This window comes from Adhaeribacter arboris (assembly GCF_003023845.1).
GTDB lineage: Bacteria > Bacteroidota > Bacteroidia > Cytophagales > Hymenobacteraceae > Adhaeribacter > Adhaeribacter arboris.
This window is the reverse complement of the sequence record NZ_PYFT01000001.1, coordinates 2,899,842-2,914,455: the sequence shown is the minus strand read 5'-3', so window position 1 is coordinate 2,914,455 and position 14,614 is coordinate 2,899,842. Positions and strand designations below refer to the sequence as shown.

The window sequence follows — 14,614 nt, the reverse complement described above, 5'->3', positions numbered from 1 at the left end:
CGGAAATCATGGAAATAAAATCAATACTTTCCCGAATTGCCAATAAAGCCATTGCCAATTTTAATGATGGTTTGATTACAGAAGAAGCTTACAAAAAGACAATGTGCTTTGTTGGTAAGCGTGCTAATTACTACATGGGTTATTATAATAGATAAGGCCATGCTTATAACCTATAGAGATAAAGTAGGCGGCAAGGTAATACGGGTAACCGCAAATCCTTGCAGAAAGACCCGCTTAGCAGCTGTTCAATTAGCCATAATGGCCGGGTTTAACACCTTGTTAGAAATCCATCCTAACGGCAAAGTACAGGATATTACGGAGTGGTTAGAAAATAGAAAACCTGAAGTAGCAACGGTATGAAAGCGCCACAAATACATACGCCACTAATGACTTTCAGGAATTTAGTTGCCTTTATCCGGTCGGGGTTTAAGCAATTACCTTCTAAAAAGATCCTGAAAAAGTTAACGGAAAACGATTTTGAAAACCTACAATTCAGATCGCAAACTGCCTGGCCTTTGTACTTTAAAAGAGGAGATTTCTATTATAAGATGATTACGCCGCACATTCTTATTAGAGCCTCTTTAAAGTCCGGAAGCAGAGGGGTAGTTGATTTATCGAATAGCCATAATAGTTTTTTATTTCGATTATGGAGAAACGAAAAGCACTTAGCAAAAGGCTTTCAATCTATTACCGAAATGATGTACCACGAGGTATTTTCCGAAGCAACTGACCAAAATAATTTATTACATCGTCTTAATACTCAATCCCACATTCAAAGATACTAATGGCAACTGAAAATACTCCCGCAAAAAAGCCTAAAGTAGATAGCTATGATATATCTAAATCAGATGAAACGCTGCATTTAGCAACTGATTTAGCCAAGTTTATCAAAGAAAATAAGCTATATCAAAATATTCAGGGCAAAGAGTTTGTAAACGTGGAAGGGTGGCAATACGCCGGTTCCAGATTAGGTATAGTCCCCATTGCAGAAGAACCTATCAATATCAGTATTGAGGGCGAAATTAAGTATAAATGCAACGTTAAGCTGTTCAATTTACGCACGCAGCAGATAGTAGGGGCCGGCTTTGCCATGTGTTCTAATAAGGAGCAGGGTAAAAAGTTCTTTCAGGAGTACGCCATAGCCTCAATGTGTCAAACCCGGGCAATTGGCAAGGCTTACCGCAATCTTTTAGCCTGGATTATCCGGGCCGCCGGATATGAACCCACTCCGAGCGAAGAAATGGATTTTCAAAACGAACCCGGAACGGGTGCTGTAGACCCGCCAAAACAAGTCCCTATAACTCCACCTGTACAACCATCTACACAGCCAGAAAGTACGTCAGAAGGCGAAGAACAGCCGCAAACTGCTTCTAAGAAATACGCTACTCAAAGGCAAAAAGAAGAGATAATTCGATTGCTTAACAATCCGGTAATCACTCGGCAGGAGAAAACCAAAATGCTTTTAAACATTAACAAATTAGATGTGGAAAGAGCAGACCAGGCTATTGCTAAACTTAAAAAAGTAATTGTAAATAGAGAGGAAGAAGAACGCGGTGGCCCAGCTATTTCGGAGGCAGAGCGGACGGAACTTATCGAATTAATGAACAAAGTGAAGTACGATAAAGCAGTCGTTCCGGCGCAATTAAAATTGATTCACAGCTTTACTAAACACGCGGAATTTGAGAATCAAAAGAAACATTATCAAAGTATTCTAAGCTCTTCAAATGTTGCGCAAGGTAAGTAAGAAGAAAGCCCGGTCCTTGTACCAACAGCGCAAGATGTACGCGAGCTTAGAACGAACGGGGTTTTGTTCCGGGTGTGGCCGATCAGATGCTATTTTAACGAACTCACATCTACTATCGCAAGGGCAGTACAAGCAGTATCAAAACGAAGCTTGGAATTTGGTAGAGCATTGCCGGCAATGTAATTCCGACTGGCAGAATCACTTAAAACGGCCTTTGTTTTTAGACTACGCCCGGAACATGGAAATCATAAAGTTACATGATGAAAGAGCTTACTTTGAATTAATAGGAAAAGAATCTTTGAAGAAACAAAAGTATTTGGGCGTTGCCTAACGGCCGGGCTGTCCGGCTTACTGCGTGCGCTCTCCCATCCCTAACGCAAAAGAAAATGAGTGAAACAGTTACAATGATTGGTAAAATCAAGGAAATAAAACCAATCGAAGGTTAAACCTTAAATCAATATGCTGAAAATCTTTTAAAAGAAAGAGGTAAGATAATAGAGAATTATTATGATTCACCTTTAGAACAATTAAGAGATGAATTTGATGAAGAATTTTGTATAGTCAAAGGAAAGTTATACTTGATTATAGAGAATACTTCATCACACGGAGATGATATCTTTCAAGCAATTTTAAACCCTGATGAAAGCATTAATTATATTCTTCAATACTATAACGGTAGTTGTGGTTTTGATGAAGCATTAGAATATGCTTTAAAAGGAATTAAGTAGCATTTGCGATAGGGATTGCAACGAAAAGCCCGGAACAAAGTGAGGACTTGTAGTGTAAAGCCCGGCTATCGCCCTAAAAATAATATTAAGATGTTAGAAGCATTCTATCCCGATTTAATCCACCCCGAAAACTTTAAAATGATGGAAGAAGAAAACGATTACGAAAGTTGGCAAGACTTCGAAGATGAAGATATAGAAGATGAACAGCAAATTGAATGTAAAGTTTGTCTGTATCAACAATTCTATTCTGAAGATGGCAATGTGTGTCTTAATTGTGGAAACCAAATCTTTTTTTAATCTTTTATGAACCTCTATCCAGACGAACCCACCTTTACCCTGCGAGCCGCCGATACGTACGCGCCGAAAACTATTTTAGATTGGGCCCGGAGTGTGCTTCAAAGTCCGAATGCTACCCGGGAACAGTTTTTAAAAGCTGCCCAGGCGCATCAAGTAGCCGAAAGGATGCTCTACTGGCAAGCCGAGAACCCGGATAAAGTGAAAGTGCCGGATGCGATAATCTTTGCTTCTAAAATGAACATAGCTTGATTATCAAAGAAAGTTAAAACAACAATATAACCGTGCCGCATGAAACCTGAATTAGAAGCCTTATTTAAAAAAGTAACGGACCAAGTATCACCGAGTGTTCGCCCGGTAGTAGCAGGCTGGCTCTGGCAAATCTGGAAAGCAGGGCAAGATTCGAAACTACCCGAGAAAGAAACAGAAGTGGAAAAATATCGGGGAAGTAGATTATGACTCATGGCGCCTTATTTAATGGAATTGCCGGTTTTCCTTTAGCTGCTGCCTGGGCTGGGATTCCTACCAGTTGGACAGTAGAAATAGACGAGTTCTGTAACAAACAATCAAAAAGACATTTTCCAGATGCAATCCAATTTACCGATATACGAACAGCTTCAAATCTTCCCTACGTCGATATTATCAGTGGAGGCGATCCCTGCCAACCCCATTCAGTTTCCGGCAAAAAGAAAGGTGAAGCCGATATACGCTACCTCTGGCCGGAAATGTATTGCATTGTTAAAGAGACTAGGCCTAATTGGGTTATCAACGAGAATGTTACCGGAAGCATTCTTAATGGGGTGCTGGATACAAAAATCAGCAATTTGGAAGATGCAAACTACACCTGCTGGCCGCCTCTTATTATCCCTGCAAGTGCCATCGGAGCCTTTCACCAAAGAAAAAGGGTATGGCTCATTGCCTACTCCAATGCACAAAGACGGAAGAGGGTATTACATAACAACCCGCGAAGCAGCATTGAAGAGACACGGCCGGAATATCCATTGGATTCACAAGGCAATGCTTTTCTACAATTTGAAGAAAGGGTGGGCCAACCCGCAGTTTTCGGGTTTCCTCATGGGATATCCGACGCAGTGGCTCAACTCGCCGCCTATGGGAACGCAATCGACCCGCGAATAGCCTACGAAATATTTAAAGCCATTATGCAATTAGAAAAATCGGGAGAGGAATACACAGGAGGGAGGTTGTAAAATATAGCACTGCTTACACGATAAGGAAAACCGAACACAGGTGTAAGTGCGAGTGCCGTTCGGCCCAAATGCTTAGGGTTATCCGGGCTTACCTCATAAAGTCCAGAGAGCATAATCTAAAGAGGCGTGAACCGGAGACCGCGTTAGTGTCTCCCCTTTTTTAAACTTGGTACAAATGAATTTAAAGCAAGTTTTTAATCTGATTAAGCAGCATACGGGCAATACGGACATTATTGCGATGGATCCGCTATTGATTGATTTTAGCGGCAGTATTTGCGGCGGAATTTTTTTGTCGAAACTGCTTTACTGGTCGGATAAAGGTAAATTAGAAGGGGGTTGGATTGCTAAGACCTATCTGGAATGGTACCAAGAAACCAGGTTGACCGAAAAACAAATTCGGTTGCTTATCAAAAATCTAACGGGAAAAGGAGTAGAAACAGCCGTAAAAAAATTTAACGGTAGCCCAACTCTGCATTACCGGATTATACCAACTGTATTTGCCGCGGAATTTCAAAAGTTGTTAGAAACTGGAATCTTACCAAACAGTAGTATTGAATCTGACCAAAGGGAAGATTCCAACCTGACCAAAGAGCAGAATGAATCCGGACAAAAAGGAAGGTTGGAACCAGCAGAAAAGGCAGATTCTTTAACAAAGACTACTACAGAGATTACTACAAAGACCACTACAGATACTGTTCTTTTGGAAAAGAACCAAAACGGTGAAAGTGCGAAAAGTGAAAATTCGGAAGCGTTAAAACCAAAAAAACCAGCTTCGCAAACTGGGGGGCGCGCGAAATCTTCGATATGGCGCGAAAAGTCTACCCCGGTACCAAGCGGGGTGAGGAAGTAGAATGGCTTAATCTGCAAAAAAAGTTTAAAAACCAGTTGCCCGATTTGCCGCGCCTGATTCTAGGGGCGATTGAAAAACAAATCCAGTGGCGAGAACGCATGCGGGAAGTAAACCCGCGCGAATTTGTGCCCCAATGGCCGCATTTTAAAACCTACATCAACCAGCAGCGCTGGACAGAAGAAACACCGGAAGTAAACAAAGTAACCTTTCAAAATTCATATGAAAACCGAACTAACCAAAACCAACGAAGCCGGCTTGATACTGAGGAAGCAGTCGCCATTGCTCGAATGCTTGCTGCAAAGTGATCCGAGTAATCCGGCTAACAAATTAGCGCAAGTAACTTTCATTCGGCAACAAATGGTTTTATCTGTTCCTGGTGCTTTAACCACGCCGCAGCTAAGTAAAATCCGCAAAGAATCACCGGAAGATTTAAGCGAAGCCTTAACCCGACTACTTTCTTTCTACAATAATCAGTTGAATCTAGCCCAAGAAAAACGCTTGAGCAGCTTTCAAACTGCCTTATTGAGTAATGAGATTATTACCCGGTATTGGTACTTGAAATTTGATGAAATCGCTTACGTGCTACGGGAGGGGGTTACGGGTAAGTTCGGCAAGTTATACGGCACTTTTGATGCCATGACGATTCACGGTTGGATGGATGCTTACATTAAAGGCGAACGTGATTCGGTAGTGGAGGAACAAGCCTTGCAACGCGCTAATGCCTACAAAGATTCCGAAAAAAACTTTAAGTACACCGAAGAGGAACTGGAAGGAGTGCAAAAGTACATTGAATTCTTGAAGCAGTTTTCCGGCTATACCGAGGGAATAAAGGACGAAGTTAGCAAGGATTCTGCTTATCAGGAATACCGGAAACAATATTTAGCCAGTCGCCTTCAACCAGAACAAACTAATAAAGCCTCATGAACCGTGAATTTTTAGATACCATTTACCTGTATTTCTCTAATGCCGAAAAGCAAATAAACAATTTAGAAGAAATGATTGCCCGGACGAAGAAAGAATCCAGTGAAGCGGCAGTATTGAAAGCAGAACTCTACTGTAAGCAAACCGAACGACAACGTTTAGATAATTTGATAAACCTGTATTGTGAATCATTTAGTAAATAATTTTCCTTCCTACCCTTTTAAATACAAGTCCCTTATGGAATTTCAATTAGAAAAACACGTCAAAGTTGTTTGCGACTTACAAATAGGCCAACAAGTAACCGTTTCCGGATGGGGTCGTCAACTGGACGGTAAGACCCATACTATTCAAGGTCTCAAGCTAAATTATGGAGGCTGTGAAAGTGGCGTGATGGTAAAATTAAATAACTATCCCAATTGGATAGATAGCAACTGGATAGATAAATACTAGTCCCTTAGATATGAAAACTGAATTTACACATAATCAAATTGTAGAACTGGCTTACAAGTGGCTTCTAAAAAGAACCGGATTCGCTTTCAAAGAACTCCGATCGCTAAGCAATGAATGTCCGGATGTCTTAGGCTTTCGCCACGAAGCCAGCATACTAATCGAATGCAAAATAAGTCGCAATGACTTTTTATGCGATAAAAATAAATCTTTTCGCAAAAATCCATCTATCGGCATGGGTAATTATCGCCTGTATTGTTGCCCGGATGGATTAATCAAGAAAGAAGAACTGCCCGAAAAGTGGGGATTAATCTACGTGAATCAAGAGGGCAAATGTCGGCTAGTACACAACTGTTTTAATCATCGGGGCGGTAATATGTTTCTGCCAAAAAACCAATTTGAGGCTAACCTGACAGAAGAAAGAAAAATGCTTTACACTGCACTTCGGCGCATGCACATAAAAGGTGTTTTAGATTTAATTTATGATAAGCAATACATTACTTTTTAATCCCACCCTGGCATACGATACATACCGGGCCGCAAAAGAAGCTATAAAACTTTCCCCGGAGCTTTCCGGGTAGGAGCAGAGAAGAAAGCAGTTAACGATAATTAATATGCCACCAGAAGAATTAAAACAACAAGAAGAAGAATATCAGTCCATTTTAAGGCAACTTAATAAAGCTAAAGAACAGGAATATAAATGGTTTGAGAAATACGACCTACAAAAAAGAACTACCAAGAGCTTAGCCTTTGAGAATGGAACCCTTAAAAGCACTATTGCCGAATTGGAAGATGAAAACAAACTACTTAAGATTCAATTATCCCAAGCTAGAATTGAAAAAGGTCTTACTAAATCTGAAAGAAAGAAAAATCAACTACAAGTGCATCGCGAACAAATGTACCAACAGCAGCAAAATCAAATAAGCAAATTAAATCAAAGGCTAGATGGGCTTTTTGAGGCTAGAGATAAATTAATTGCCGAGAATACACGACTCCGTAGTACTTGTTATTTTGATTAACCCATGCTCCGTACTGCCGCTAAAGTTGATAAAAACCAAGCCGAAATAGTCCGCAAGCTCCGGCAAATCGGCGCCTACGTGAAAGTAGTATCCCAACTGAAAGGCTTTGTCGATATTGTGGTAGCGTACCGGAGAACCTGGTTTTTTATGGAAATAAAAGTAGACACCAAGGCCCAGCTTACCCCGAAAGAAAAAGAGTTTTGGCAAGAAGTAGGCGACCGGGCACCCATTTACCGGGTTAACTCCTGGGAAGAGGCCTTAGAAGTAATTACCCGCCGCTAAGATGAATAGTAGCCTTAGAAGTAGAAGAAAAATAGATTATTAAAGAAGCTATGAAAATTAAGATTGAAATGGAAGATAGGGATGCTTTGGAGATGGTTACCATGCTAACCGCTTTAACGCAACATTTAGAAGAATTAGGAAACACTAACAATGCCTTAGCCGGAGGAATTGAAGTTTTACAACACAAAATATTTAACGCTTTGCTCAAACAGGTTCCACCAGATAGAGTTACCGAAATTTGTAAAAGATAAACCCATGACCCATCCCCAATTTCTCGAAATCTTCGCCGCTTCTCCCGTATGGGAAAGGTTTGACCAATGGTATTTCCATTATAAGTTTTCTTGTACCCAAATAAACCAGTTTAAAGAATTATCACAATCTTTTCAATTAGCTGCTATAGTAGACTGGCTGGATACCATCGGCATTCATGTAGCTCCAGACCCGCAAAAAGACAAATGGATAAGCAAAGTGAAGTTTATCAATAATGGAAGAAGTAGCTTTTGCTACGGCGAAGACCAGACCACCCGGCCTGATGCTCTTAGAGCCGGAATAGTAGAAGCCACTAAATATGTCAAATAGAATTTGGGGGTTGCCTTGCGGCCGGGCTATCCGTTGCAATGCTCCGCATTTTCACTCCTATCCCTAACCCAAAAGAAAATGAAAACAGAAAAGCCTAAACCAGCCGCCATACCAACCAACGAAGTTTCATTTATGATTACTGAAACGGAGCACCAAGTTAAAATCCAGGATTATCTAAAAAGAAATGCTTACAAGTTTAGACGAACGCACCGAAAAGGTAAAGAACAGGCTTATTATGTTCAGACTACTTGTGCGCAAGAAGCCTTTTACATTGGATGCAATTTAGTCGCTATTGTCAACAATATATTTGATTAGATATGAAAACAGAAAAAGAAAAACTAAAAGACATAGGTCATATACTATGCAATAGCAACGCAGAAACTTGGACTGAATTAGCTAAAGAAGTATTGAATTATCTAGCACAAGCCACTCCATTAACCGAAGAACAGAAGTTTGACCTTGGAATTGAAATAATTGCCGGTATGAAAGCTGAAATGGCTGGTGGAGATATGGAAGAAGGGAGATACTTAGCTTTGGAAGATACAGAATTTTCCCAATCTGAATACGAGGAAGCTTTAAAGGAAGGCTTTGGCAATCACTATATCAAACATATACAATTTAACAAAGAACGACTTCATAAGCAAGCCTATTTTATGGCAGAGGTAGCCCTTAACAAATTAATCAGTATGAATTATTCTACACCTGCTAGGCTATCACAAGAACAGATAGAACCATTAACCGAAGAACAAGCCGAGCAGATGGCAAAGAAGAATTGCAAGCCTACGCCTTACCCTAAAAGCCATTTACTTTCCAATGAAGAAGTTGATGAATGCAAGCGCGAATGTTACAAAGCTGGCTTACTCGCCCGTCCTGTAGCCCCAACAGAAGAAACTACCGAGTACGAAATGTTTTTTAAATCGGAGCCTGATGATATTATAAAAATCGATGGTTGGGTTCCTATTGCCACTGACAGAATAAAAAGACCTGAATTAATTCCCGAATATCTTGAAAAAGGATTATTGCGCCACCACCTAAACAAGGCAGAGGAAACAACTAACACCGAGAAAGCATGAAACTTTCCCTTACAAAAACCTGCCAACTAAGTTTATTTGACCAGCCTATTGTTGGTGGACACTATATTTTTTTGGTAGGACAAAGGCACCAAAACTTTTTAGCTTATAATGTTGATGCTTTTACCCTTACAGATAGCGAGGTTTCAGAAGAAGATATTTTACATCTAGAATATAAAATTGCTACACCGACAATTCAAAAACTAAAATCAGAAACATGGTCTTGTAACTGCCATTGGTTTTTTATTCTTCAAGAAGAAGGGATTTATTTGTTTAATATTTCTACTTCAAGTTTCTTTTTATGCAAAAAACATAGCATAAAGTTTATTCAGTATTTTATTAACGCCAAAGTATGAACTTATCCGGTCGCACCCGCCAAGAGTTTGAACAGTGGGCAGAACAGCTAAGAGAAAAACAGTTAAACCAGCAAGAAAATGATAAATAAGATATTAGAAATCGCCTTCAGTGGCTTTTTCCCTTTTCTAGGAATGACCATCCTTTTAAATGGTTTTGCTTATTTCGCAGTAAATGGCATTCTCCGGATCGTGCATGAGATTTTTCGATTTTGGTTAAGATTTATGCGCATGTTGATGGTGAGAAAACACGGCTGGCCACCACCCCATTTAGATGCCGATGGTGATTGGAAACCTAATTCCTAAATATTTATAGGAAAATACAAAATAATAGGTATATTTATTCCGTAATTTTAGAACTATATCGTATACATTTTTTATGATAGTATTCTTATCCATTCTCGGCTTACTTCTGACCTCCTCCGGTTTCTTGGTAGGTTATGTTGTAGGATACAATGTCAAGTACTCGGATATAGTCGAAATATTGGATAAGGAACTGACTGAGATTAAATGATGGCAGAAGAATCAGCCAACGAGCAGAAAAAATTGACAGGCAAGGAACAGCGGTTCGTGGAAGAGTATTGTGTTGATTTTAATGCTACACGCGCCGCTCGAGTTGCCAAATATAGCGAAAGATCAGCTACTGAAATCGGGTATGAAAACCTCAGAAAACCTCATATTCTAAACGCTATAAAGGTTCGATTAGAAGAGTTAAGTTTAGGTGCTCCAGAAACCAAAAAACTAATATCCGATATTGCTAAATCAGATATAAATGAGTTCTATGATATTGTAGAAGTAGAAGAGCCTGCCCAGGTAGAAAAGCCGCTAATTGAAATTATTTACGAATTAGAAGAGGAGGTTGCATTTGAAGAAGAATTTGCCAAACGAGCCGAACTAATAGATGAAGCTTTGAAAAGTCATTTAAGCCAGCAACAAACCCGCAAGCTTAAAATCTTACGGTTGCAAATGCAGCTTGAAAGAGAGCCATTAGCAATACGTCTAGTTCCTGGACCACCCATAAAAAAACAAGTAGCAGAATTAAACATGGTAAAGTTGGTTCAAGCAAAAGAGAAAGGCCGCATTAAAGCAATTAAGCCTGGGCAGTTTGGTACGACCGTTGAATTGTATCCTGCTGATACCGCCTTAAGGGATATGGCTAAAATACATGGTTTGTTTGTGGAGAAAACCGAATCTACTAACATTAATCAAAACATTAATTTTGATATTTCAAAACTATCAGAGCAAGAAATACAAGCATATTACAAAGCAATACAAAAAAATATTAATGACTATAATTGAAATAGATCCGGCTGAAAAAAAAATGACCCAAATTATGAGTTTGGATTCGTCTTTATTTTTTACTCGCTATTTCTTTTATCAGCAATATAACCGCAAATATGTAATTGGTGAACATCATGAATTGATTACGCAAAAACTAGATGCGGTGCTTCGCGGTGAAATAAAACGCTTAATCATAAACATTGCCCCGCGTTATGGCAAAACGGAACTAGCCGTAAAATCTTTTATTGCCAATGGTTTGGCTTTAAATCCCAGTGCTAAATTCATTCATCTTTCCTACTCAGATGATTTAGCCTTGGACAACTCCGAAACAGTACGGGATTTGGTACAACAGGAATATTATCAAGAAATGTTTCCCTATGTACAGATTAAACACGAATCAAATTCAAAGAAAAAATGGTACACAACTAAGGGGGGTGGAGTTTATGCTACTGCTGCTGCTAGCCAGGTAACAGGTTTTGGAGCGGGAATAGTAGATGAAGAAAGCGAAGAAAAAGAATTAAGTGATTTTCTAACTGATATTGAACAAAAACAAGGTTTCGGTGGAGCCCTCATTATTGACGACCCCATAAAACCCGAAGATGCCGATTCAGAAACTATCCGGGAGCGGGTAAACCAACGTTTTGATTCTACTATTTCTAACCGGGTAAACTCTCGCAATACTCCCATCATCATTATTATGCAGCGCCTCCACGAACGCGACTTATGCGGCTATCTGATGGAGAATGAGCCGGGAGTATGGGATGTATTAAGTCTTCCTTGTATTCAGGAAGATGAACAAGGGCAGGAAGTTGCTCTATGGCCTTTCAAACACAGTCTGGAAGAGCTCAAAATTATGCAGGTTCGTAATCCGTTGGTGTTTGGCCGGCAGTATTTACAAAACCCGCAACCCAAAGAAGGTTTACTGTACTCCGACTTTAAAACCTACACCATCATTCCTATCAGTAAGCGCAAAACTCGCAAGGCTTACGTGGATACCGCCGACACCGGTTCGGATTACCTTTGCTCTATTGTCTACGATGAAACAGAAACCGGTATTTATGTAACGGACGTGTTTTATACGCAAGCACCCATGGAAACAACCGAACCCCAAACTGCTATTCAGCTAACGAAACACGCGGTAGCTGTTGCCAAAATTGAAAGCAATAATGGGGGTAGAGGATTTGCCCGGAACGTAGAATCTCAGCTAAGAATAATGGGTAACACAAAAACCCGTATTAGCTGGTTTCATCAATCCCTCAACAAAGAAGTGCGCATCTTTACCCGTTCCGCTGATGTTACTAACCTAATACACATGCCCGAAGGATGGGATAGAAAATGGCCTGCTTTCTACAAGCATGTTACCAGTTATTCTGCTACGGGTAAAAATGCCCACGATGATGCGGAAGATGGCTTAACAGGCATGGTAGAAGATTTTGGTAAGGGAGTCCAGTCGGGTACTTCTAAAGGTGATTACGGATTTTATTAACAGGTATATGACACCAGAAAAATTTCAGGAACTGCTTGAAGCAAAAAATATTGATTCCCTTCGGAGTGGTTTTGTCACCCGCGAAAAGGTAGTCGAGGACAGTTTGAAGCAATATCAAATTGCAGAACACCAGGTAATGAAACGCCAAGATAAGATTATCAAAAAAGCGGATGGCGCCACCGAGAATGTCAAGCAATGGAAACTTCCCGTCCCTTATCAGAAAAAGATTGTGGAACTCGCCGTTGCCTTTTTATTCGGTAAACCCGTGCAGTTGGTACAGCAATCAGAAGGCACCGATGAGGTATTTGGTTACTTAACTGACCTCTGGAAAGATATGCGGCAAAATGCCCGTAACCGGGAACTGGCCCGGACCTTATTCTCTGAAACCGAAGTAGCCCGGCTTTTCTTTCCCCAAACCGAAGATCCTCTGACGGATGAAAATAAAAGCAAGCCCGGCGTAGTAAAAGTCCGGTCTATGCTCCTGGCCAAATCGCTAGGGGACACTCTTTATACCCTTTTTGACAGTTATGGCGCCCTGCAAGCTTTTGGCCGGGGATACCTCGTGATGGAAGGGGAAAAGGAGGTAGAGCATTTTGATGTTTACCAGGCAAAAAACATTATCTACTGCACCAAAAAAGACGATGGATGGGAGGTAGAAACCAAAGCCAATCCGATCGGTAAAATTCCGGCATCCTACTACAAGCAAGCTCAGACCGAATGGGCGGATGTGCAGCCGCTAATTGAACGGTACGAGTACTTAGGTTCCCGGCGGGCGGACGTGAATGACTACAGCGCCGATCCTATTCTGATACTAAAAGGAATCGTACAATCCTTGCCAGGGAAAGACGAAGTAGGGCGGGTGGTGGAATTAGATGGACCGGGTGCCGATGCTTCCTACCTCACTCCTCAAATGGCCGTAGAAATGGTAAAACAAGAGCGGGAAAATCTGAAAGAAGATATCCAGTTTTTTACCGATACGCCCGATATTTCCCTCGAGAAGATGGCTACTATCGGTACTACTTCCGGCAAGGCGATGGAGCTGCTTTTCTTCCAGGCTTTACTCAAAGCCATGCGCAAACACGAGTTGTTCGAAGAGATGATAGACCGAGAAATCAATATTATCAAAGCTTTTATAACCACATTTGTGGACACCAATCCCACTATTGCTCAACAAGCCAAAAACCTGAAAGTAGGCATTGAGTTTGGTAATCCATTACCTGATTCGTTTGAAGATGTATTAAACATGCTCAACCTGGCCACGGGGGGTAAAGCTATTATGAGCCAAAAAACCGCCGTTAGTCAGAATCCTTTGGTGAAAGATGCGGATACGGAATATTCCCAACTACAAGGCGAAGAAACTGAAGATAAAGTAACCTTAACTATTTAAAATTTATGGCAAATGTAACTACCGGTACCGTTGTATACAGCAGCGACCCGACTAAAGGACAAAAGATGTCCAAACGCATGGAGCAAATCGCTCTGGATTATGTACAACCCTTAGAAGATGGCGCCTGGGTTGCCGAAATTCCATTTATCAAGATTGGCAACGACCGCAAGTTTTTACGGAAGGCTATCATTGAAGAATTGGCAGCTAAGATAAAATAATGTGGAATATTGATTACCTGCTAACCTGCTTTGGATGGCGGTTAACCCTGCAAATAGTAGGTAGAATGTTGTTAAGGAAATTGAGAAAAATTAAATTATGAAGCCTGTTCCCTTTAAAGAATCTAATTTAAATCTTGGTGCCGGTGACAATCCCAACACCGACGATATGCCCGTTGCAATCAGCAAGGATGGTGAAGAAATTCCCTTTATCGTTTCTTGTTGGAAACCAACGCCGGAAGAACTAGCTGAAATCAATCGCACAGGCGAAATCTGGCTGGCCACGATGGGGCACCGCCCTCCTCCAATTATGGCGGTTGGACATAATCCTTTTAAACATCATGGTTTTAAAGCTTTGGAATTGCTGTGATACTACAAGCGGAAGTACTCTACAATGATGAATTAGCCGATAAGCTAGGCCGTGATGAGCAACTTATCTGGGAAACTGGTCAGATTGACTTAAGAAGTGTAACCAGTATAAGCCCTTATATGAAGGATAATGAACCTTTGCCAGAGCATACCGAAGTGTTTTTTGGTAATAATCAGTATCGTATTATAAATGTTCCTTATGAAGCGATGGTATTAATAATGTCTAAGATTTGGGGACAAGCAAAAACTTGGGAAGAATTTTTAAAGTGAACAACCCTAACCAGCCTAAATACATCTTCCGTCCTTCTGCCTGTTACTTTGTAGGTAAAACCGGAGAAGAATTACTAGCCGATATGCAGTCTATCCAGTGTAAAGGAGAAA

At 40.7% G+C, this 14,614-nt stretch carries 29 protein-coding genes; all 29 read left to right on the top strand.

What is annotated here, in order from left to right; translation table 11 throughout:
- Positions 1 to 8 precede the first annotated feature (8 nt).
- Complete coding sequence (locus tag AHMF7605_RS29735; protein WP_158267506.1) at positions 9 to 155, top strand: hypothetical protein; 147 nt, start codon at positions 9 to 11, stop codon at positions 153 to 155.
- 4 nt (positions 156 to 159) lie between these two features.
- Positions 160 to 360 (top strand): hypothetical protein, encoded by a 201-nt coding sequence (locus AHMF7605_RS12005; protein WP_106929624.1) that lies wholly within the window; start codon positions 160 to 162, stop codon positions 358 to 360.
- A gap of 26 nt (positions 361 to 386) precedes the next feature.
- A complete protein-coding gene (locus AHMF7605_RS12000) occupies positions 387 to 785 on the top strand; it encodes a hypothetical protein (RefSeq protein WP_146153579.1) in 399 nt (132 codons plus the stop codon).
- The gene (locus tag AHMF7605_RS11995; RefSeq protein WP_233219020.1) at positions 785 to 1,744 is read left to right on the top strand and encodes a hypothetical protein; all 960 of its coding nucleotides are present in this window, start codon (positions 785 to 787) and stop codon (positions 1,742 to 1,744) included. Before AHMF7605_RS12000 ends, AHMF7605_RS11995 begins: the two co-directional genes overlap by 1 nt.
- Positions 1,725 to 2,075, top strand: coding sequence for a hypothetical protein (locus tag AHMF7605_RS11990; protein WP_106929618.1), 351 nt, complete (start codon positions 1,725 to 1,727; stop codon positions 2,073 to 2,075). Before AHMF7605_RS11995 ends, AHMF7605_RS11990 begins: the two co-directional genes overlap by 20 nt.
- A gap of 487 nt (positions 2,076 to 2,562) precedes the next feature.
- Entirely contained in the window at positions 2,563 to 2,769 is a 207-nt protein-coding gene (locus AHMF7605_RS11985; protein WP_146153578.1) for a hypothetical protein, read from the top strand.
- Positions 2,770 to 2,775: 6 nt separating this feature from the next.
- On the top strand, positions 2,776 to 3,018 hold the full coding sequence (locus AHMF7605_RS11980) for a hypothetical protein (protein WP_106929613.1): 243 nt from the start codon (positions 2,776 to 2,778) through the stop codon (positions 3,016 to 3,018).
- 39 nt (positions 3,019 to 3,057) lie between these two features.
- Positions 3,058 to 3,225: a hypothetical protein gene (locus AHMF7605_RS29730; protein WP_158267505.1), complete on the top strand. Its 168-nt coding sequence runs from the start codon at positions 3,058 to 3,060 to the stop codon at positions 3,223 to 3,225.
- A complete protein-coding gene (locus tag AHMF7605_RS11975) occupies positions 3,222 to 3,974 on the top strand; it encodes a DNA cytosine methyltransferase (RefSeq protein ID WP_106929611.1) in 753 nt (250 codons plus the stop codon). Before AHMF7605_RS29730 ends, AHMF7605_RS11975 begins: the two co-directional genes overlap by 4 nt.
- A 175-nt stretch (positions 3,975 to 4,149) precedes the next feature.
- Positions 4,150 to 4,824: a hypothetical protein gene (locus AHMF7605_RS11970; protein WP_106929609.1), complete on the top strand. Its 675-nt coding sequence runs from the start codon at positions 4,150 to 4,152 to the stop codon at positions 4,822 to 4,824.
- Positions 4,779 to 5,129, top strand: a complete 351-nt coding sequence (locus AHMF7605_RS11965; RefSeq protein WP_106929607.1) for a hypothetical protein — start codon at positions 4,779 to 4,781, stop codon at positions 5,127 to 5,129. Before AHMF7605_RS11970 ends, AHMF7605_RS11965 begins: the two co-directional genes overlap by 46 nt.
- Positions 5,044 to 5,748: a hypothetical protein gene (locus tag AHMF7605_RS11960; RefSeq protein WP_158267504.1), complete on the top strand. Its 705-nt coding sequence runs from the start codon at positions 5,044 to 5,046 to the stop codon at positions 5,746 to 5,748. The genes AHMF7605_RS11965 and AHMF7605_RS11960 overlap by 86 nt, the downstream gene beginning before the upstream one ends.
- On the top strand, positions 5,745 to 5,948 hold the full coding sequence (locus AHMF7605_RS11955; protein ID WP_106929603.1) for a hypothetical protein: 204 nt from the start codon (positions 5,745 to 5,747) through the stop codon (positions 5,946 to 5,948). Before AHMF7605_RS11960 ends, AHMF7605_RS11955 begins: the two co-directional genes overlap by 4 nt.
- 34 nt (positions 5,949 to 5,982) lie before the next feature.
- On the top strand, positions 5,983 to 6,195 hold the full coding sequence (locus AHMF7605_RS11950; RefSeq protein WP_106929601.1) for a hypothetical protein: 213 nt from the start codon (positions 5,983 to 5,985) through the stop codon (positions 6,193 to 6,195).
- A gap of 10 nt (positions 6,196 to 6,205) precedes the next feature.
- Complete coding sequence (locus tag AHMF7605_RS11945; RefSeq protein ID WP_106929600.1) at positions 6,206 to 6,700, top strand: hypothetical protein; 495 nt, start codon at positions 6,206 to 6,208, stop codon at positions 6,698 to 6,700.
- Between the two features lie 106 nt (positions 6,701 to 6,806).
- Positions 6,807 to 7,211, top strand: a complete 405-nt coding sequence (locus tag AHMF7605_RS11940) for a hypothetical protein (protein ID WP_106929598.1) — start codon at positions 6,807 to 6,809, stop codon at positions 7,209 to 7,211.
- 3 nt (positions 7,212 to 7,214) lie between these two features.
- The gene (locus AHMF7605_RS11935) at positions 7,215 to 7,493 is read left to right on the top strand and encodes a hypothetical protein (RefSeq protein ID WP_106929596.1); all 279 of its coding nucleotides are present in this window, start codon (positions 7,215 to 7,217) and stop codon (positions 7,491 to 7,493) included.
- Positions 7,494 to 7,543: 50 nt separating this feature from the next.
- On the top strand, positions 7,544 to 7,744 hold the full coding sequence (locus AHMF7605_RS11930) for a hypothetical protein (RefSeq protein WP_106929594.1): 201 nt from the start codon (positions 7,544 to 7,546) through the stop codon (positions 7,742 to 7,744).
- Positions 7,745 to 7,748: 4 nt separating this feature from the next.
- Positions 7,749 to 8,072, top strand: a complete 324-nt coding sequence (locus AHMF7605_RS11925; protein ID WP_106929592.1) for a hypothetical protein — start codon at positions 7,749 to 7,751, stop codon at positions 8,070 to 8,072.
- A 78-nt stretch (positions 8,073 to 8,150) separates the two neighbouring features.
- On the top strand, positions 8,151 to 8,387 hold the full coding sequence (locus AHMF7605_RS11920; protein WP_106929590.1) for a hypothetical protein: 237 nt from the start codon (positions 8,151 to 8,153) through the stop codon (positions 8,385 to 8,387).
- Between the two features lie 2 nt (positions 8,388 to 8,389).
- Positions 8,390 to 9,145, top strand: coding sequence for a hypothetical protein (locus AHMF7605_RS11915; RefSeq protein WP_106929588.1), 756 nt, complete (start codon positions 8,390 to 8,392; stop codon positions 9,143 to 9,145).
- Positions 9,142 to 9,498, top strand: coding sequence for a hypothetical protein (locus tag AHMF7605_RS11910; protein ID WP_106929586.1), 357 nt, complete (start codon positions 9,142 to 9,144; stop codon positions 9,496 to 9,498). The genes AHMF7605_RS11915 and AHMF7605_RS11910 overlap by 4 nt, the downstream gene beginning before the upstream one ends.
- A gap of 132 nt (positions 9,499 to 9,630) precedes the next feature.
- A complete protein-coding gene (locus AHMF7605_RS29725) occupies positions 9,631 to 9,801 on the top strand; it encodes a hypothetical protein (protein ID WP_158267503.1) in 171 nt (56 codons plus the stop codon).
- Positions 9,802 to 10,005: 204 nt separating this feature from the next.
- The gene (locus AHMF7605_RS11900; RefSeq protein ID WP_146153577.1) at positions 10,006 to 10,794 is read left to right on the top strand and encodes a terminase small subunit; all 789 of its coding nucleotides are present in this window, start codon (positions 10,006 to 10,008) and stop codon (positions 10,792 to 10,794) included.
- The gene (gene terL / locus AHMF7605_RS11895) at positions 10,781 to 12,262 is read left to right on the top strand and encodes a phage terminase large subunit (RefSeq protein ID WP_199200230.1); all 1,482 of its coding nucleotides are present in this window, start codon (positions 10,781 to 10,783) and stop codon (positions 12,260 to 12,262) included. The genes AHMF7605_RS11900 and terL overlap by 14 nt, the downstream gene beginning before the upstream one ends.
- 7 nt (positions 12,263 to 12,269) lie before the next feature.
- Positions 12,270 to 13,649, top strand: coding sequence for a phage portal protein (locus AHMF7605_RS11890; protein ID WP_106929580.1), 1,380 nt, complete (start codon positions 12,270 to 12,272; stop codon positions 13,647 to 13,649).
- 5 nt (positions 13,650 to 13,654) lie between these two features.
- A complete protein-coding gene (locus tag AHMF7605_RS11885) occupies positions 13,655 to 13,867 on the top strand; it encodes a hypothetical protein (protein ID WP_106929578.1) in 213 nt (70 codons plus the stop codon).
- A gap of 97 nt (positions 13,868 to 13,964) precedes the next feature.
- Positions 13,965 to 14,234 (top strand): YTH domain-containing protein, encoded by a 270-nt coding sequence (locus tag AHMF7605_RS11880; protein ID WP_106929576.1) that lies wholly within the window; start codon positions 13,965 to 13,967, stop codon positions 14,232 to 14,234.
- Positions 14,231 to 14,503, top strand: a complete 273-nt coding sequence (locus tag AHMF7605_RS11875) for a hypothetical protein (RefSeq protein ID WP_106929574.1) — start codon at positions 14,231 to 14,233, stop codon at positions 14,501 to 14,503. The genes AHMF7605_RS11880 and AHMF7605_RS11875 overlap by 4 nt, the downstream gene beginning before the upstream one ends.
- Positions 14,504 to 14,614 lie beyond the last annotated feature (111 nt).

What these genes read in the sequence shown, in the direction of transcription:
- AHMF7605_RS29735 (WP_158267506.1), top strand. Translation starts at nt 9, where the DNA reads ATGGAAATAAAATCAATACTTTCCCGAATTGCCAATAAAGCCATTGCC.
- AHMF7605_RS12005 (WP_106929624.1), top strand. Translation starts at nt 160, where the DNA reads ATGCTTATAACCTATAGAGATAAAGTAGGCGGCAAGGTAATACGGGTA.
- AHMF7605_RS12000 (WP_146153579.1), top strand. Translation starts at nt 387, where the DNA reads ATGACTTTCAGGAATTTAGTTGCCTTTATCCGGTCGGGGTTTAAGCAA.
- AHMF7605_RS11995 (WP_233219020.1), top strand. Translation starts at nt 785, where the DNA reads ATGGCAACTGAAAATACTCCCGCAAAAAAGCCTAAAGTAGATAGCTAT.
- AHMF7605_RS11990 (WP_106929618.1), top strand. Translation starts at nt 1,725, where the DNA reads ATGTTGCGCAAGGTAAGTAAGAAGAAAGCCCGGTCCTTGTACCAACAG.
- AHMF7605_RS11985 (WP_146153578.1), top strand. Translation starts at nt 2,563, where the DNA reads ATGTTAGAAGCATTCTATCCCGATTTAATCCACCCCGAAAACTTTAAA.
- AHMF7605_RS11980 (WP_106929613.1), top strand. Translation starts at nt 2,776, where the DNA reads ATGAACCTCTATCCAGACGAACCCACCTTTACCCTGCGAGCCGCCGAT.
- AHMF7605_RS29730 (WP_158267505.1), top strand. Translation starts at nt 3,058, where the DNA reads ATGAAACCTGAATTAGAAGCCTTATTTAAAAAAGTAACGGACCAAGTA.
- AHMF7605_RS11975 (WP_106929611.1), top strand. Translation starts at nt 3,222, where the DNA reads ATGACTCATGGCGCCTTATTTAATGGAATTGCCGGTTTTCCTTTAGCT.
- AHMF7605_RS11970 (WP_106929609.1), top strand. Translation starts at nt 4,150, where the DNA reads ATGAATTTAAAGCAAGTTTTTAATCTGATTAAGCAGCATACGGGCAAT.
- AHMF7605_RS11965 (WP_106929607.1), top strand. Translation starts at nt 4,779, where the DNA reads ATGGCGCGAAAAGTCTACCCCGGTACCAAGCGGGGTGAGGAAGTAGAA.
- AHMF7605_RS11960 (WP_158267504.1), top strand. Translation starts at nt 5,044, where the DNA reads ATGAAAACCGAACTAACCAAAACCAACGAAGCCGGCTTGATACTGAGG.
- AHMF7605_RS11955 (WP_106929603.1), top strand. Translation starts at nt 5,745, where the DNA reads ATGAACCGTGAATTTTTAGATACCATTTACCTGTATTTCTCTAATGCC.
- AHMF7605_RS11950 (WP_106929601.1), top strand. Translation starts at nt 5,983, where the DNA reads ATGGAATTTCAATTAGAAAAACACGTCAAAGTTGTTTGCGACTTACAA.
- AHMF7605_RS11945 (WP_106929600.1), top strand. Translation starts at nt 6,206, where the DNA reads ATGAAAACTGAATTTACACATAATCAAATTGTAGAACTGGCTTACAAG.
- AHMF7605_RS11940 (WP_106929598.1), top strand. Translation starts at nt 6,807, where the DNA reads ATGCCACCAGAAGAATTAAAACAACAAGAAGAAGAATATCAGTCCATT.
- AHMF7605_RS11935 (WP_106929596.1), top strand. Translation starts at nt 7,215, where the DNA reads ATGCTCCGTACTGCCGCTAAAGTTGATAAAAACCAAGCCGAAATAGTC.
- AHMF7605_RS11930 (WP_106929594.1), top strand. Translation starts at nt 7,544, where the DNA reads ATGAAAATTAAGATTGAAATGGAAGATAGGGATGCTTTGGAGATGGTT.
- AHMF7605_RS11925 (WP_106929592.1), top strand. Translation starts at nt 7,749, where the DNA reads ATGACCCATCCCCAATTTCTCGAAATCTTCGCCGCTTCTCCCGTATGG.
- AHMF7605_RS11920 (WP_106929590.1), top strand. Translation starts at nt 8,151, where the DNA reads ATGAAAACAGAAAAGCCTAAACCAGCCGCCATACCAACCAACGAAGTT.
- AHMF7605_RS11915 (WP_106929588.1), top strand. Translation starts at nt 8,390, where the DNA reads ATGAAAACAGAAAAAGAAAAACTAAAAGACATAGGTCATATACTATGC.
- AHMF7605_RS11910 (WP_106929586.1), top strand. Translation starts at nt 9,142, where the DNA reads ATGAAACTTTCCCTTACAAAAACCTGCCAACTAAGTTTATTTGACCAG.
- AHMF7605_RS29725 (WP_158267503.1), top strand. Translation starts at nt 9,631, where the DNA reads ATGACCATCCTTTTAAATGGTTTTGCTTATTTCGCAGTAAATGGCATT.
- AHMF7605_RS11900 (WP_146153577.1), top strand. Translation starts at nt 10,006, where the DNA reads ATGATGGCAGAAGAATCAGCCAACGAGCAGAAAAAATTGACAGGCAAG.
- terL (WP_199200230.1), top strand. Translation starts at nt 10,781, where the DNA reads ATGACTATAATTGAAATAGATCCGGCTGAAAAAAAAATGACCCAAATT.
- AHMF7605_RS11890 (WP_106929580.1), top strand. Translation starts at nt 12,270, where the DNA reads ATGACACCAGAAAAATTTCAGGAACTGCTTGAAGCAAAAAATATTGAT.
- AHMF7605_RS11885 (WP_106929578.1), top strand. Translation starts at nt 13,655, where the DNA reads ATGGCAAATGTAACTACCGGTACCGTTGTATACAGCAGCGACCCGACT.
- AHMF7605_RS11880 (WP_106929576.1), top strand. Translation starts at nt 13,965, where the DNA reads ATGAAGCCTGTTCCCTTTAAAGAATCTAATTTAAATCTTGGTGCCGGT.